The sequence below is a fragment of the Austwickia chelonae genome (genome assembly GCF_003391095.1).
GTDB lineage: Bacteria > Actinomycetota > Actinomycetes > Actinomycetales > Dermatophilaceae > Austwickia > Austwickia chelonae_A.
Genome location: NZ_CP031447.1, coordinates 1,468,141 through 1,482,684, shown reverse-complemented (window position 1 = coordinate 1,482,684; position 14,544 = coordinate 1,468,141). Strand labels below are relative to the sequence as shown.

General features: G+C 64.0%; 11 protein-coding genes and 1 riboswitch. Of the genes, 1 reads left to right on the top strand and 10 read right to left on the bottom strand.

Annotated features, from left to right (window positions below; genetic code table 11):
• Nucleotides 1-55: 55 nt before the first annotated feature.
• The 10 genes from DX923_RS06495 to DX923_RS06450 form a co-directional block, all read right to left on the bottom strand.
• Complete coding sequence (locus tag DX923_RS06495; RefSeq protein ID WP_116113549.1) at nt 56-2,086, bottom strand: FG-GAP-like repeat-containing protein; 2,031 nt, start codon at nt 2,084-2,086, stop codon at nt 56-58.
• 352 nt (nt 2,087-2,438) lie between these two features.
• Entirely contained in the window at nt 2,439-3,650 is a 1,212-nt protein-coding gene (locus DX923_RS06490) for a pyrophosphate--fructose-6-phosphate 1-phosphotransferase (RefSeq protein WP_116113547.1), read from the bottom strand.
• Nucleotides 3,651-3,774: 124 nt separating this feature from the next.
• Nucleotides 3,775-4,245 carry an OsmC family protein gene (locus DX923_RS06485; protein ID WP_116116194.1) on the bottom strand — a complete coding sequence of 157 codons (471 nt, stop codon included), beginning with the start codon at nt 4,243-4,245 and terminating at the stop codon, nt 3,775-3,777.
• An 83-nt stretch (nt 4,246-4,328) separates the two neighbouring features.
• Nucleotides 4,329-5,822: a glutamate--cysteine ligase gene (locus DX923_RS06480; RefSeq protein ID WP_116113545.1), complete on the bottom strand. Its 1,494-nt coding sequence runs from the start codon at nt 5,820-5,822 to the stop codon at nt 4,329-4,331.
• A 205-nt stretch (nt 5,823-6,027) separates the two neighbouring features.
• A complete protein-coding gene (gene gcvP, locus DX923_RS06475) occupies nt 6,028-8,907 on the bottom strand; it encodes an aminomethyl-transferring glycine dehydrogenase (RefSeq protein WP_116113544.1) in 2,880 nt (959 codons plus the stop codon).
• A gap of 78 nt (nt 8,908-8,985) precedes the next feature.
• A riboswitch (glycine riboswitch) is annotated at nt 8,986-9,088 on the bottom strand.
• A 76-nt stretch (nt 9,089-9,164) separates the two neighbouring features.
• Complete coding sequence (locus tag DX923_RS06470) at nt 9,165-9,746, bottom strand: MerR family transcriptional regulator (RefSeq protein WP_116113542.1); 582 nt, start codon at nt 9,744-9,746, stop codon at nt 9,165-9,167.
• Nucleotides 9,747-10,005: 259 nt separating this feature from the next.
• Nucleotides 10,006-10,515 carry a bifunctional nuclease family protein gene (locus tag DX923_RS06465; RefSeq protein WP_116116193.1) on the bottom strand — a complete coding sequence of 170 codons (510 nt, stop codon included), beginning with the start codon at nt 10,513-10,515 and terminating at the stop codon, nt 10,006-10,008.
• Between the two features lie 213 nt (nt 10,516-10,728).
• Nucleotides 10,729-11,181 carry an FHA domain-containing protein gene (locus DX923_RS06460; protein WP_116113540.1) on the bottom strand — a complete coding sequence of 151 codons (453 nt, stop codon included), beginning with the start codon at nt 11,179-11,181 and terminating at the stop codon, nt 10,729-10,731.
• A gap of 128 nt (nt 11,182-11,309) precedes the next feature.
• Nucleotides 11,310-11,699 carry a glycine cleavage system protein GcvH gene (gcvH, locus tag DX923_RS06455; protein WP_116113539.1) on the bottom strand — a complete coding sequence of 130 codons (390 nt, stop codon included), beginning with the start codon at nt 11,697-11,699 and terminating at the stop codon, nt 11,310-11,312.
• 191 nt (nt 11,700-11,890) lie between these two features.
• Entirely contained in the window at nt 11,891-12,367 is a 477-nt protein-coding gene (locus DX923_RS06450) for a hemerythrin domain-containing protein (protein WP_116113537.1), read from the bottom strand.
• Nucleotides 12,368-12,615: 248 nt separating this feature from the next.
• Here DX923_RS06450 and DX923_RS06445 point away from each other — a divergent pair, with 248 nt between their 5' ends.
• The gene (locus DX923_RS06445; RefSeq protein WP_116113535.1) at nt 12,616-14,544 is read left to right on the top strand and encodes a protein-arginine deiminase family protein; all 1,929 of its coding nucleotides are present in this window, start codon (nt 12,616-12,618) and stop codon (nt 14,542-14,544) included.

The window sequence follows — 14,544 nt, the reverse complement described above, 5'->3', positions numbered from 1 at the left end:
GGCTAGTGAGTCGACCCTCACCAGCCACAGACCTGTTGCTCGCCACTATCCTGGATCAGCCTGCGTAGACGTGGTATCCGGCGTAGGAGCGGCCGATGCCCTTCCAGCTCACCGTGCCATTCTCCGACCTTGTCCCGAAGGAGGCCTTCCCCTCAGGTGTCACCCCGAGAATTCCGGCCTTCTTGTCGCCATAAGCATTGCTGATACCCACGAGAGCGGAGAATGCACCCCAGGATCCTGGCTGATTCTCCTGACCAGCGAAAGTGCCCTTGCCTGAGCCGTAATACATTACTCCCAGGCCATCGAAGGTCACCCCGGCCAAGGCAGGCTTGCCATCACCTTTCCAATCACCGACACCGGCGAAGGATTTGATCCCTCCCCAGCCCTGACCGATAGCGACACTGGCCTTGGCGAATCCGCCTTTGCCATTGCCCCCGTAGAAATACATCTTTCCGTTGACCCGGTTGACCCCGATCAGGTCCGGTTTTCCGTCCCCGTCCCAGTCCCCCGGCGCGACGATGGTCTGCATGTCGTTCCACCCTCGCCCGATCACCCGCGCCGTCAGGAAACCACCCTGACCATTCCCGGGGTACAACCACAGATCGGCGGTACGTGGGTGCCGCGCCACCACGTCCAGGGCGCCGTCACCATCCCAGTCGCCCACGATGGACACCATGTCGAAGGAGCCCCAGCCGGGCCCGCCGATGAGCTCCATCGCCGTCATATTGCCCTTGCCGTCCGGGCTGGACAGCGTCAACCTGCTCTGGGCATCCCGGCCGAGGATGTCCGAATCGGACATCCCGTCGAAATCACGGAAGACCGAGGTCGCCGGCTTCACCGGTTGGCTCGCCCCGCCACCGCCACCACCGCCGGAGGAGGCTGCGACCCGTGCGATCACCTCACGTCGTATCGCCGGCACCAACGGGTAGAGATTCGCACCTGGACATGCCGTGTAGTAGTGGTCCCGGTGACTGTTGATCGCCGACATCCACTCGTTTCGCCCGGTCTTGTTGTTGTACATCATCAGTGACCCGCTGGGATTGATGCCGTGCAAGCTCGACTTCCAGGCCAACAGGCTCACCAAGGAGTTCCGGGCCGCTGAGGAGAGCACTTCACTCTCATAGTTGCCCAACATCGAGACCCCGACGGCACGGTCGTTGTTGCTCAGCTGTGCTGCGGGGAAGACCGGCTGGTCCGGGTAGAGCCAGGCACGTCCCTGCCAGATCCGGCCCCAACGGTCGATGATGAAGTTGTAGGCGATGTCATCCCAACCGAGGGTCTTCGTGGCATAGCGGTACATCGACCGCAACATGCCCGGCACCATCGCAGCGGAGTAGTTGTTGGTGTCCGCCGTGTGGTGGATGACGATGCCCCGGGGGTTGTTGCTCTGCGGGGTCCCGGTACGCCAGGACTCGTCCGCGCCCCACTGTGCCCGGGTGTAGATATTCGGCCGTGGAGCCACCGCATTGGCCGCACCCACCTGGGCCGTGCCCACGGTCTCATCAGCTGCTGAGCGACCGGGGTCGATCACGGTCAGCCTGGGATCGCTCGGCGCTTTCCCCGGCGCACCGATGATCCGAGCCTGCACCTCGCTGGCGCCGGAGACCATGTAGAGCTCACTGCCCTGTCTGCTCTTGGCCTTCAAGCTGGCCCGGTCCGCATCCGGACCTGATCCGTCGTCAACCGTCATGGTCTCCCAGGCGCCCCAGGATCCGCTCTTCTTCGTCCGGATCTGCGGCACCGACTGGCCCGCTGTCCCCCGGTCCCAGGTCACCGCCACCGCAGCGAGCTGCGGGTTGGCCGTCGCCGACCCGGTGGTCTTCAAAACAGACACCCCCGTCGCAGGGAGATCCTTGGCGCCTGCTGAATCAGTGGACAGCTGTTTGCGCGCCTCACCGAGTTCCTGGGAAGAGACCCGCGGCGATGAGGACACGTCCGGGGTGGGGTCGACCATCGCCGATTCGGACTCCGTGCCCTGAACAGGGTGCGGGCTCGGCGTGGCCACGCTGAGTTCCATGGGAAGGACGACGAACAGAGGCGCGCACAGCACGCCTCCGATCAAAGGGGTCAGACGTCGCAACCACACTAGATGTACTCCTTGCCTCGACTACGTCGGCATCACCGGACGCCTGCAGGTGCAGGATCCGGCCGTACACGAACACGGGCCTCGGGCACACGAACGCCCGAAAGGGCCTCTGAGGGTGATCGGCAACACAGCACCGGATATGAGCAATTTAAAAGCTTTTCGTCAGCGCGCCCCTCAGCCCAGGGCAAGGGCAGCCCAGCGTGGCGTCGGACGGTCCCTCCGTCCGACGACCGTGACGCAACGAGGGCCCGGCGGCTGATGCCGCCGGGCCCTCGTCCCATCTTCGGTCGTCCGTCATGTCCACCATCAGGTGGCTGAGAACGTTGTCACCCCGCTGGGCGACAGCTCCGGGTCAGGATGCTCGCGTCTGCCCGATCTCGGACAGCATCGTGGTGAACCACTCCTGGGTGTGGTCGAAGGGCTTGTGTCCCGCGATCCGCTCGAACTCGATCGGACGCAGCTCATCACCCCGCTCCTCGTCATTTCCGATGACCCCAGGGGTACCGGCGAGAGCCGCCTCGACCGCGAGGTCGGTCATCTGCTTGATGAGTGCCAGATCTGCGTCATTGGCTGCTGCCGAGCGGGAGAAGTAGCCGGACTTCTGCACGAGAACCTTCTCCGCGCCGAGCTTCTCGGCGAACTGCTTCCCGAACCAGGCCCCGGGGTTGATCTCGTTCAGGCGGACGTGCCCGAAGGCGTCGCGGGGAACCTCTTCGCCGTTCTTCTCCATGAGCGCGACGATGTCGGAGACCCCGGCTCCCTCGGAGAGGAAGATGTTGACATTGCCCACGCTGTCCATGACCTGCTTGAGCCGGACGGCTTCGGCATCGATGTCGAGGTCGACCTCGGGGACATAGACCCCGTGGATCTCCCAGGCCTCCCGGGAGAGGCCGAACTCGGGCAGCCACTCACGACCGTCGAGCCAACGACGGTAGTCGCGGGCGGTGGCGGCGGTCAGCCATCCACAGTTACGGCCCATGACCTCGTGGATGATGAGCATCCGCGAACCGGAGTTGTGTTCGGCGACGACATTCTCCGCGAACCGGGCGCCCTGTTCGGCGGCGGTCATCGCGCCGAGGGACTGACGGATCGGCACGATGTCGTTGTCGATGGTCTTCGGCAGGCCGACGACCACGAGGTGGTGGCCGGTCTTCTCCAGGTGCGCCGCCAGGTCGGCCGCAGTGGTGTTGGTGTCGTCCCCACCGATGGTGTGCAGCACGTCGACGCCGTCCGCGGTGAGTCGCTCCGCGGCGAAAGCCAGCGGATCGGTTCCGTCGTCGGGGATCAGCCCACGCTTGACGAGGTCAGCGGTGTTGGTCAGCTTCACCCGGGAATTCCCCATCGGGGATCCACCGTACTGGTGCAGCAGTGCGGCGTTCTGACGCACCTCGTCGGTCACCGTCAGGTAGTCACCGGTGAGCAGGCCCTGGTAGCCGTGCTTGTACGCGATGATCTCCACGTCCGGCGCGATCTCGGTGTAACGCTCGATGAGACCGCCGACGGCGGAGGACAGGCACGGGGCGAATCCGCCCGCGGTCAGCAGTGCTACGCGGCGAACGGTCATGGTGCATCAACTCCCAAAGCAACAGGTCGACTGGAGGTCAGCCTAGTCCTTACGGGCCACACCGCCCGTGACGTCTGCGCCGAGGGGCCCGTTCTCCGTCGCCGGGCGGGCCCCTGCGCTCTCCTCACTCCGTGGTGTCCGACACCAATCCCATGTCGACGGGAGTTCCGAGGCTGACAGTGCGGCTCACAGTACACAGTCGGTCCTGTGCCATGCGTACGGCATTGGGCAGCACTGACTCGGCGTCCTCCTTGCCCGGTCCGTCGAAGCGCACGTCGAAGCGCACGTCGACGGGTCCGAGGTGGTTGTGGAGTTCGTCCCGGAGCTTGTCGGCACCGATGGTGACCTGGAAGGTCGTCGTCTCGGCCCGACGGTCGGTCAGGGTGACGACGTCGATCGCCGCGCAGCCGCCGATAGCGGCCAGGAGCATCTCGATCGGGTTGAGCTGGCCGGCTGCGGTGTCCCCGAACTCGAGGCTGTTGCCTTCGGCGTTACGGGCGACGAATCCAGCGCCGAGTCGTTCGACGGTGACTTCACGACGGTCCCCGGATGTGGTGGGGGCGTGAGCGGTCCGGTCCTGGGTGTTCTCGGTCATGGGCCCAAGGTTGGCATACCGCTGCAGGGACACCGCGGGGGCTTCCCGTGGTAGGTCGAAGTGCGCCGTCGACGAGACCTCAGCTAGTCCTGCTCGAAGGGCAAGGGCCAGGTGTGCACCGGTTCGTCGGCGTCAACACCTTCGAGATACAGGCGCAGCATCTCCTGTAGCGCCCGAAGCCGGTCCGCGCCGCGACCCTCCAATCTGCGCACGCAGTCCAGCTGCCACATGGCTCCATTCTGCCGGGAAAGGCAGCGTCCTTCGATGACCCTTAGGTAGCGGTTGGCGACCTTGGAGGAGACCCCGGCGCCGGCAAGACCGTCATGGGCCATGGGGAGGAGATGCCGTAAGGCCAGTTCATCCGCGGTGACCGTGGAGAATCCCGGCCAATACATACGCCCCATCATTCCTTCGCGGGCACAACTCACGAAATTCGATTCGGCGGCGGAGAAACTCATCTGCGTCCATACCGGACGTTCGTCATTGGCCAGTACCGCGAGCAGCCCGTAATAGAAGACAGCATTGGCCATCATGTCCACGACGGTGGGCCCGGAAGGGAGAACCCGATTCTCCACACGCAGATGGGGGCGCCCGTCCATGGTGTCGTAGATAGGCCTGTTCCAGCGATAGACGGTGCCATTGTGGAGCATCAATTCAGCGAGTTGGGGCGCCGTTCCTTTTTCGACGGTACTCACCGGGTCCTCGTCCGATATCTCAGCCAGCAGCGCCGGGTAATAGCGGACGTTGTCCTCGAAGAGATCGAAGATGGAAGTGATCCACCGGTCACCGAAAGGGACCCTGGGGCGGACCCCTTGGTTGACCAGTTCCACCGATCGGGTGTCAGCGGCTTGACGGAAGAGTTCGATGCGGCTCTCGTGCCAGAGCGCTTTCCCGCAGAAGAAGGGCGAGTTCGCTCCGATGGCGACCTGGGGCCCGGCGAGGGCCTGCGCAGCATTCCACACCTTGGCGAACTTCTGCGGCGCCACCTGGAGATGTAATTGCAATGAAGTACAAGCGGATTCAGGAGCTATTGAGCTGCTGTAGAAGGCGACATGCTCTCCGGAAGGACCTTCGATGTCGATCAGGATGTCCTCGCCCCGGGCGCGCATGATCGCGTCGTTGAGCGCCGCATAACGGTTGTTCGAGGTCATCCATCCCTCCCCGAGATCCTCCGGCATCAGGGTGGGGAGCACACCGATGGGCACCGGACGGCAAGCCACTTGCCGTCCGGTCTCGCGAACACCCTGCAGTCGTTCACGGAGTTCGCCCTCCAGGCCGAAGGCATCGTCACCGACCATGATCCGGGGGGCAATGTTCATTTCGATATTGAATTTACCCAGCTCAGGAACTGTTTCCGGGTCATTCAGCAAACGAAGGAGTTCAGCATTGGTGCGACTGGGACGCAGGTTGTCGTCGACCAGGCTCATCTCGATCTCGAAACCCGTGGTCGGAGTGTCGATATCAAAACTGTGCGTGGCAAGCATTCTCTCGAAGACATCGAGATCCTGGCTGACCTTCTCCCGGTACCGCTGACGTTCCTGGTTGCTCCATTCCGCTCCGGCGACCTCAGCTCCCATCGTCCACGACCTTCCTGGAAAATCCGGCAACGGCCCATGACCGCCTTGGCTTTTCGAGGAAAACACATCTGCCGCAGAATGCGCACCTGGAACATTCCTCCGGTGATATTTGAGGGCGGATCTTGCGCCGGCCCGCGGGCCGGCGCAAGATCCGCCCTCAAATCACCTCAGCAGGCTGTTCGCGCCCTGCGGAGACATTGGAGATTCAGTCGATCGTGTCCCGTGGCGCCGGGCAGGAGCAGATCAGATTCCGATCACCGTAAGCGCCGTCGATCCGGCGGACCGGCGGCCAGTACTTGTCCGCGGGTTCCTGCCCGCCGGGGTACACCGCAGTAGCCCGGTCGTAACTGGCGGCCCACTCGCCGACCACTGACTCAGCGGTGTGCGGGGCACCCCTCAACGCGGAGTCGGCCACGGAGATCTCGCCTCGTTCGATCTGAGCGATCTCGCCCCGGATGGACACCATCGCGTCGCAGAAACGGTCGAGTTCGATCTTGTCCTCGCTCTCGGTGGGCTCCACCATCAAGGTGCCTGCCACGGGGAAGCTCATCGTCGGAGCGTGGAAGCCGTAGTCGATCAACCGTTTGGCGACGTCGTCGACCGTCACCGAGGTCTTCTTGGTGATCTCCCGCAGATCGAGGATGCACTCGTGAGCCACCAGCCCACCGGGACCGGAATAGAGCACCGGGTAGTGCTCGCGCAGCCGGGCCGCCACATAGTTGGCGTTGAGGACAGCGACCTGGGTGGCCTTCGACAGCCCGGCACCTCCCATCAACCTGATGTACGCCCAGCTGATCGGCATGACCCCCATCGACCCGAACGGGGCCGCCGCTGCCGCGCCAGGGCTGCTCTCCGGCCCGGCTGCCGGGTCCAAGGGATGGTTCGGCAGGTAAGGGGCCAGGTGTGCTCGCACTCCGACCGGCCCGACCCCCGGCCCGCCACCGCCGTGTGGGATCGCGAAGGTCTTGTGCAGGTTCAAGTGGCTGGCGTCCCCGCCGAAATGACCCGGTTTTGCTTGTCCAACAAGCGCATTCATATTCGCGCCATCGACATAGACCTGACCGCGGGCCGCGTGGACGAGCTCACACAGCTCAGTGACGGTGTCCTCGTAGACGCCGTGAGTGGACGGGTAGGTGATCATCACCGCCGCAAGAACGTCCCGATGGGTGTCGACCTTGGCCCGCAGGTCCGCCAGATCGACAGAACCGTCGGACGCCGTCTTGATCACCACGACCCTCATCCCAGCCATGGCTGCGCTCGCCGCATTCGTGCCGTGAGCGCTGGCCGGGATCAAACAGATGTCACGCTGCTCATCGCCCTGGGCCCGGTGGTAGGCGCGGATCGCCATCAAGGCCGCCAACTCACCGGACGCACCGGAGTTCGGCTGCATGGTGACTGCGTCATATCCCGTGATGACGGCCAACCACTCCTGCAGGTCGGAGACGATACGACGACTCCCCCGGGTCTGGTCTGCCGGGGCGAAGGGGTGGATCTGTGCGAACTCGGGCCAGGTGATGGCCTGCATCTCGGCGGCCGCATTGAGCTTCATGGTGCAGGAACCCAACGGGATCATCCCGCGGTCGAGCGCATAGTCCCGGTCTGCCAGACGACGCAGGTAGCGCATCATCTGTGTCTCGGAGTGGTACGTGTTGAAGACGTCCGCAGTCAGGAAATCACTGGTCCGTCGCAATGCCTCAGGCCATTGCTGCCCGTCGGAGGCCGGTTCGACGTCCTCGGTGAGCCCGAAGCATCCCAGGACGGCCGTGACATCAGCCGATGTCGTGACCTCGTCGAAGCTGAAAGCCAAGGTGTCCTCGTCGACCTGCCACAGGTTGTAGCCACGCTCGGCCGCCTCCGCCAGGATCTCAGCGGCTCGCCCCGGTGTCCGTACGGTGATCCGGTCGAAGAAGATCGACGAGCCCAGCTCGTAGCCTGCGGAGAGCAGTGCTTGCTCCGCTGTCCGGGCGTGCCGGTGCACCCGGGCGGCGATCCGACGCAGGCCGTCAGGCCCGTGGTAGACGGCGTACATGGCCGCGAGCACGGCCAACAGCACCTGAGCCGTACAGATGTTGCTGGTCGCCCGTTCGCGGCGGATGTGCTGCTCGCGGGTCTGCAAGGCCAACCGGTAGGCCGGATGCCCCGCAGCATCGATGCTGACCCCGACGAGGCGCCCGGGCATCGTCCGTGCCAACGGCTCGCGCACGGCGAGATATCCGGCATGGGGTCCGCCGAAGGCCATCGGCACACCGAAACGTTGCGAAGTTCCCACCGCGACATCGGTGCCCCAGTCCCCTGGCGCAGACAGCAAGGTCAATGCGAGCAGATCTGCCGCGACAGTCACCAAGCCGCCTTGAGCGTGAACAGCCTCGGTAAGTGCCCGCCAGTCCTGGATAGCTCCGTCCAGCCCGGGGTACTGCACGATCACCCCGAAGACAGGACGTCCCGCAGCAAGCCCGGCCAGGGCCTCGACACTGTCGACACAAGCGAGATCCACGACGAGGACATCAATGTCCAGCGGAAGCGCCCTCGACCGGATCACCGCAAGCGTCTGGGGGAAGACCTGCTCATCGACCAAGAGCACGGCTTCCTTGGCAGCCTTCGTCGCCCGCCGCATCAAGGTCATGGCCTCCGCTGCTGCGGTGGCCTCGTCCAACAGGGAGGCATTGGCGACATCCAACCCGGTCAGGTCGGCGATCATCGTCTGATAAGAGAGCAGCGCTTCGAGCCGCCCCTGGGAGATCTCCGGCTGATAAGGGGTATAGGCGGTGTACCAGCCGGGATTCTCCAGCACATTCCGCTGGATCACAGTCGGCAGGATCGTGTTGTGGTAGCCCAGCCCGATCAGCGAAGTCTTCACCACGTTCTGCGCGGCGATCTCCCGCAGCTCGTCCAACACCTGCTGTTCACCGTCCGCGGCTTCCAGGCCGAGGGGCTCGGGGTCACGCAGGCGCGACGGCAGGGTGGCATCGACCAAGGACGCCAGATCGGGCCGGCCGACGACCTGCAACATGTCGACGACATCTTCATCACGTGGGCCGATATGGCGGGCGACGAATTCTGGCAGAGGACAGGGCTCGGTGGTCACGGGCGCTCCTAGAGTCCGGCACCGCAGACGCGGCGTCGCGTGCTCCCCCGCTTGTCACCCGGCCAGGGCTTCAAGGTGCCTGATCGCACGGTCCGGGTGCCTGAGAGGTTCCGGGGATGCTTGCCCCTTCGGCGCTCGACCTCGACACTGAGGCCGGTCGAGACTCTCCCGTGCGACATGACGGCGCCGTCAGGCTAGCACCGAGACCTCCGCAGAGGTACGGGGTACGAGCGGACCAAGGCTCACTTCCGGCAAGTTCACCCGGTGCGACGGCTACGTCGACGCACCGCCAGCTGGTCATCGGAGGAGTCGTCGTCAGTAGGCTCTTCGCCCAGTCGCTCCCGCGGGAGCGGCGCCAGGTCGCCTTCCACCTCACGCCACACACGGCCGACAGCGATCCCGAAAACCCCTTGCCCACCTTGGACAAGATCGACGACCTCATCGGTGGAGGTGCATTCGTAGACAGAAGCGCCATCGCTCATGAGCGTGATCTGGGCCAGGTCGTCGACCCCACGTTCGCGCAGATGCTCGACCGCCACGCGGATCTGCTGCAGGGACACTCCGGTGTCCAGCAGACGTTTGACGACCTTGAGCACGAGGACGTCCCGGAAGCTGTACAGCCGCTGGGAACCGGAGCCGGTGGCGCTACGGATCGAGGGTTCGACCAGGCCTGTCCGGGCCCAGTAGTCGAGCTGACGGTAGGTGATCCCGGCGGCACGCTGAGCCATGGAACCGCGGTAACCGGCGTCGGAGTCGAACGTGGGCAGGTCGTCGTCGAAGAGGACACCCTGTGCGCTGCCGGAATGTGAACCGGTTTTCGCCTCGTTCGTAGGGCTCACTGCGACTCCTTCACGATCGCGCCCGGTCGATGACCGGCGAGACTTCGGTCATCCATGACCCTTACTCACCACACCCGAGAAGTCGGGCACATTTTTCTTCCTGAAAGTCCCTGCCATCCACACGACCCCGCGCCCACGAAGGGGTACTGCGACCGTACGATCCTGCATCGGACACGTCAACGACCAGCCATTCGACACGCCGAAAGCCCAGTACACAGGCCTACAGCGGCTTTGTCCCGACATCTGGAGAACATGGGGCTCATCCCTCACCGTGCGGCGGTACATCCGGTTCGACCGGTCCGCCCGGTTGATCGAAATCCTCCGCGGAGACCTGATCCAGAAAGGCGCGGAATCGTTCGACCTCGTCGTCCTCGTCGTCAGCCACCGCGATCCCGGCCTCGTCGATGAGCTCTTCACCCGCTCGGATCGGTGAACCCGTACGTAGAGCGAGGGCGATGCCGTCCGATGTCCGTGAGCTGACCTGGGTTCCGTCGTCGAACACCAACGCGGCGTGAAAAACCCCGTCGCGGAGTTCGAGGATGCGGACCTCCTGCAAGGAATGCCCCAACGCTGCGATGACGTCGACCAACAGGTCATGGGTCAGCGGACGGGGTGGGATCACCCCTTGCTGGGCGTAGGCGATGGCGGCGGCTTCAGCCGCGCCCACCCAGATCGGGAGATAACGGTCCCCTTCGCGTTCACGCAACAGCACGATCGGCTGATTCGTGGGCATCTCGACGCGGACGCCGAGGACATCTAGGTCCTTCACAACTTCTACGATACGTCCCTTCCCCGGGTCGATATGAGCCGCGGGGCGATCCGATACGCAGCAAGTTTCCGCACGGGCGCCCGACATGGTCAGGTCCTTCGGTTCTCGGCGAAAGCCCGAGAATCGAAGGACCTGACGTCTGCCTGCAGGGATCACCAAGACGACCCCGTATCGGGGACGAGTGGCCGCCCGCACTGAGGGCGGCGTCATCGATCAGGCGTAGTGTCGCGGCGCGGTGTAGAAAATCAGACGGAACTTCCCGATCTGCACCTCGTCACCGGTGCGCAAGGACATCCGTTCGATCCGTTCACGGTTGACATAGGTTCCGTTCAAGGAACCGACGTCCCGGACCACGAAGGCGTCCCCCTCCTGCTCGAAGAGGGCATGTTTACGGGACACGGTGACATCGTCCAGGAAGATGTCACTGTCAGGGTGACGTCCCACGGTCGTCAATGGCGCGTCGAGCAGGAAGCGTGCCCCGGCGTTGGGGCCTCGCAGCACGAGCAGGAGAGCGGTGTCAGGCCGTAACGCATCGATAGTCGCGAGATCGTCCGTCGACAACCCGCGGTCGTGCTCGACATGCGCCTCAAGGTCGCCAAGACTCGTGAGACGCATGGTCATCGGGTCTTGCTGGCGAGACTGGTTCTCGCGGGGACGGTCGATCACCGTCGGTCACCTTCTTTCGAGGGCACATGCGGTCAGAGCAGAGAACCAGGTTATCCCATCGGATAACCCAGTTCGCAGCTCACAGGAGGAACACCGCCCGCCGGTCAGAGCAGGACGATGCCGATGGCTCAGGACAATTCCGCCGAATAGGTCGCCACGTCGAGGAGATCGTCGATGGCGGAGGGGTCGGTGACCGTCATCTCGAACATCCAGCCTTCCCCGTACGGATCGGAGTTGACCAGTTCCGGAGAAACGTCCAAGGCGCTGTTGACGGCGCTGACTTCGCCGGTCAACGGGCTGTACAGCTCACTCACCGACTTCGTCGACTCGATCTCCCCGCAGGAGTCACCGGAGGAGACCGCAGCCCCCGCCTCAGGAAGGCTGACGTAGACGACATCCCCGAGCGCGTCCTGCGCGAAACTCGTGATACCGACCCGAACGACATTCCCTTCTCCGCGCCGCACCCACTCGTGTTCTGTGGTGTACCGCAGGTCTGCGGGGTACTCCAGTTCGCTCATGACGCTCCTTCGCCTTTCTGCTGGGACTTCGACGCCAGGAGCCGGCCATGGCCGGGTTCTCCCGTGACGCTCCGCGGTGCTGCGGGGACGCGGCACCGGTTCGCCCCTGAGCCTAGGGTCAGCGGGGATGCTCTGCAACGAGTTCGACCAAGTCGATGGGGGTATTTCCCGCTGCAGATGGACTTCGCGGCTCAACGTTCTGCGTTCTCCTCGTCACTGCGAGCGCGCTCACACCGTTCCCAGTCCTGGGCGTCCAAGGCTACCGCCGCTGCAGGGAAGAGTCCGTTGTCCTCATGGATGATGTGTTCGTACAGGACGTCGAAGGTCGCCAGCGCCGATGTCCAGTCGATCTGATCGGCACGACCCGACCTACCAAGGTCGAGGATCTCGTCGATGACCGCGTCGACGTCGTCGTGTTCGTCGTAGAGGACTGCGGTCTTCTCCGCGTATTCCTCGAAGCGGTTCATCGCGGGGTAGAGGGCGCCCTCCTCGACAGCATTATGGACGCGGAGGATCTGGGCCAGATGTACCACCGTGTCGTAGGCACGGGCGGTGTCACCACGTTCGATACAGGTCTTCACCGAGCCACAGCAGTTCTGGATCTGGAGGTGTTCCTCCATGAGCCGCCCGATCGTCTCGATGTCCTGGCATCCGCAGTATTGGCACATCCGCGCTCTTCTCCTTTACGTCAGGTCAAGGCGTCCTGAGTTTTGCGACTCATCCAGAGCGTTCGCCTTAACCGAGAGGGTACCCACCAACGCGAAGTGCACGATCAGGCCCTTAAAGGTGCCTATCTCCCGAAAAGATAGAAAAATAACTTTTCGATGTCGACTTCCGGCGACATCTTGTCGTGCAGGCCGAGGCGAGCGGGACAGACGCACTCTGAACCCAGCCTTTTTCCGGTGAGGAGAAGAACATGTCCGTCACGGTTTCCCGTCGGTGCACATATCTGGCGTCGGTCGCCGCCCTGGCAGTCGGCTCGCTCGGTGCTTTTCCCTTGAACGCAGCCGCAACCCCCCAGCCCTACCACCACAGCCCCTCGGCAGAGGAGAACTCTGCCGAGCACCCTGCAGGTCAAGACGGTGATTCCGACGGTCGACGTGTCAGCCTGACCTCGGAGACCCGCGTCGTCCTGCCGAATATCGACGACGACTCCGGACGATGCGCAGTCCCAGCAGGGAAACCGGTGAAATTCGTCCAGGCGAGCAGCTGCCACGACGGTGCCGACAATGTCGTGAACGGGCCCGAGGACGCCAAGGACCTCACTCTGGTGCGACTCCCGGCGATCAAGGACATCGCCGGCCAGGCGACCGCCACCCTCTCCGTATCAGCTCGCGCGAAAGGGAAGGTCCGTGTCTTCGTCAAGACCGGGAACACCTGGTCGCCCGGATTGACGCTGCCGGCAAGGATCACGGCTGCGCAGCTGCGGTCCGGGATGACCTTCGGCGTCGAGGCCACCGACGTCATCCGGGATGCCAGGACCTTCGACGGCAGGTTCGCCCTGAGCCTGGAGGTTCGTGAAGGAGTCCGGGTCAGCAGGGCCGCCGTGGACCTCCAGGTCGCGAAACTCACCCCTTTCTCCATCGAGGACGTGGAGAAGGTCGTCGTGGTCCGGAGCACCGGCGACGACGAGAACAACATCAACTGGCCGGCCCAGCAGATCAGGGAGGTCGGTTCGACGGTTCCGGTGCAGCGACGTGTCGTCACGGGTTTCGTGAGCCAATGGGCCCAAGACCATTTCGAAGGCATGTACGCCTCGATGACCCAAGGCGGTCGGAGACAGGACATCCGGGTGCTGGCGCTGTCACATCGGAATATCCCGGGGAAGAACGAGTGGTTCTCCTTCAGGGGCAAAGACGTCGGAGTCATCGCCTTGACCGGACCTCAAGGAGACACGTCCCTGGAGTCCACCGGAAATGTCGAAGGTATCGGTGCCTACACGAAGGACGGCCGAACCCATCGAGCAGGACGATTGATCATGGGCCACACCGAACGTCACAGATACGGAACCATGTCGCAGATCCAGCGGTCCTTCTTCGAGGCGAATGCCGAGCAGCGGCCGATCTACCTGGACACCTCATTCCTCTCGGTCGGCCATGTCGACGAGATCCTCCAGGTCGTCCCGGCGAAGAATCAACGGGGCTGGGCCTTCATCACCGCCAGCCCACGGGAGGGCCTCGACCTGTTGAAGAAGGTGCAGGCCGCCGGTCAGGGAGAGCAGCCGGTGACCGCCCCGCCGAAGAGCTCCGACAACAGCCCCTACCCGACACCGCCCACCGTCAACGAGGCGCTGCAGAGCGCGGACTTCTTGAAGGCGAACGAGATCGCCCAACAGCGGATCGAGGCGAATGTCGAGATCCTGAAGAAGGAACTCGACTTCAGCGATCACGACTTCCTGAGGATCCCGGTGCTCTTCGAGAGGTCGCGGATCGACGGACCGCCGGGGCCGCCCTCGACCGGAGGGATGGTGAACGGCCCTGAGAGCGACACCTTCATCGTGGACGACAACAGGGCGACCCGCTCCGATACCGACCTGGCGAAATATCTCAGACAGGGCGGCCCGGCCGAACGTACTGGCGGCGAGGCCCCCTTGGGGGTCCGCAATCTGCGTGCAGCGCTGCCCGCCGGGGTGAACGGACTGTCTTTGAGTCGCGCGCACATGCTCGTTCCCGAACAGTTCGGGCCGAAGGTGAACGGGAAGGACGTCTTCGCCGAGGCGATCACCGCAGTCCATGCGCAGAACGGCAAGCGGGTCGGCCATGTCGACACCTATTACCGCTACCACCTTTCCGGTGGAGAGCTGCACTGCGGAACTAACGTCTTCCGGAAGTTCCCCCCGTTCTGA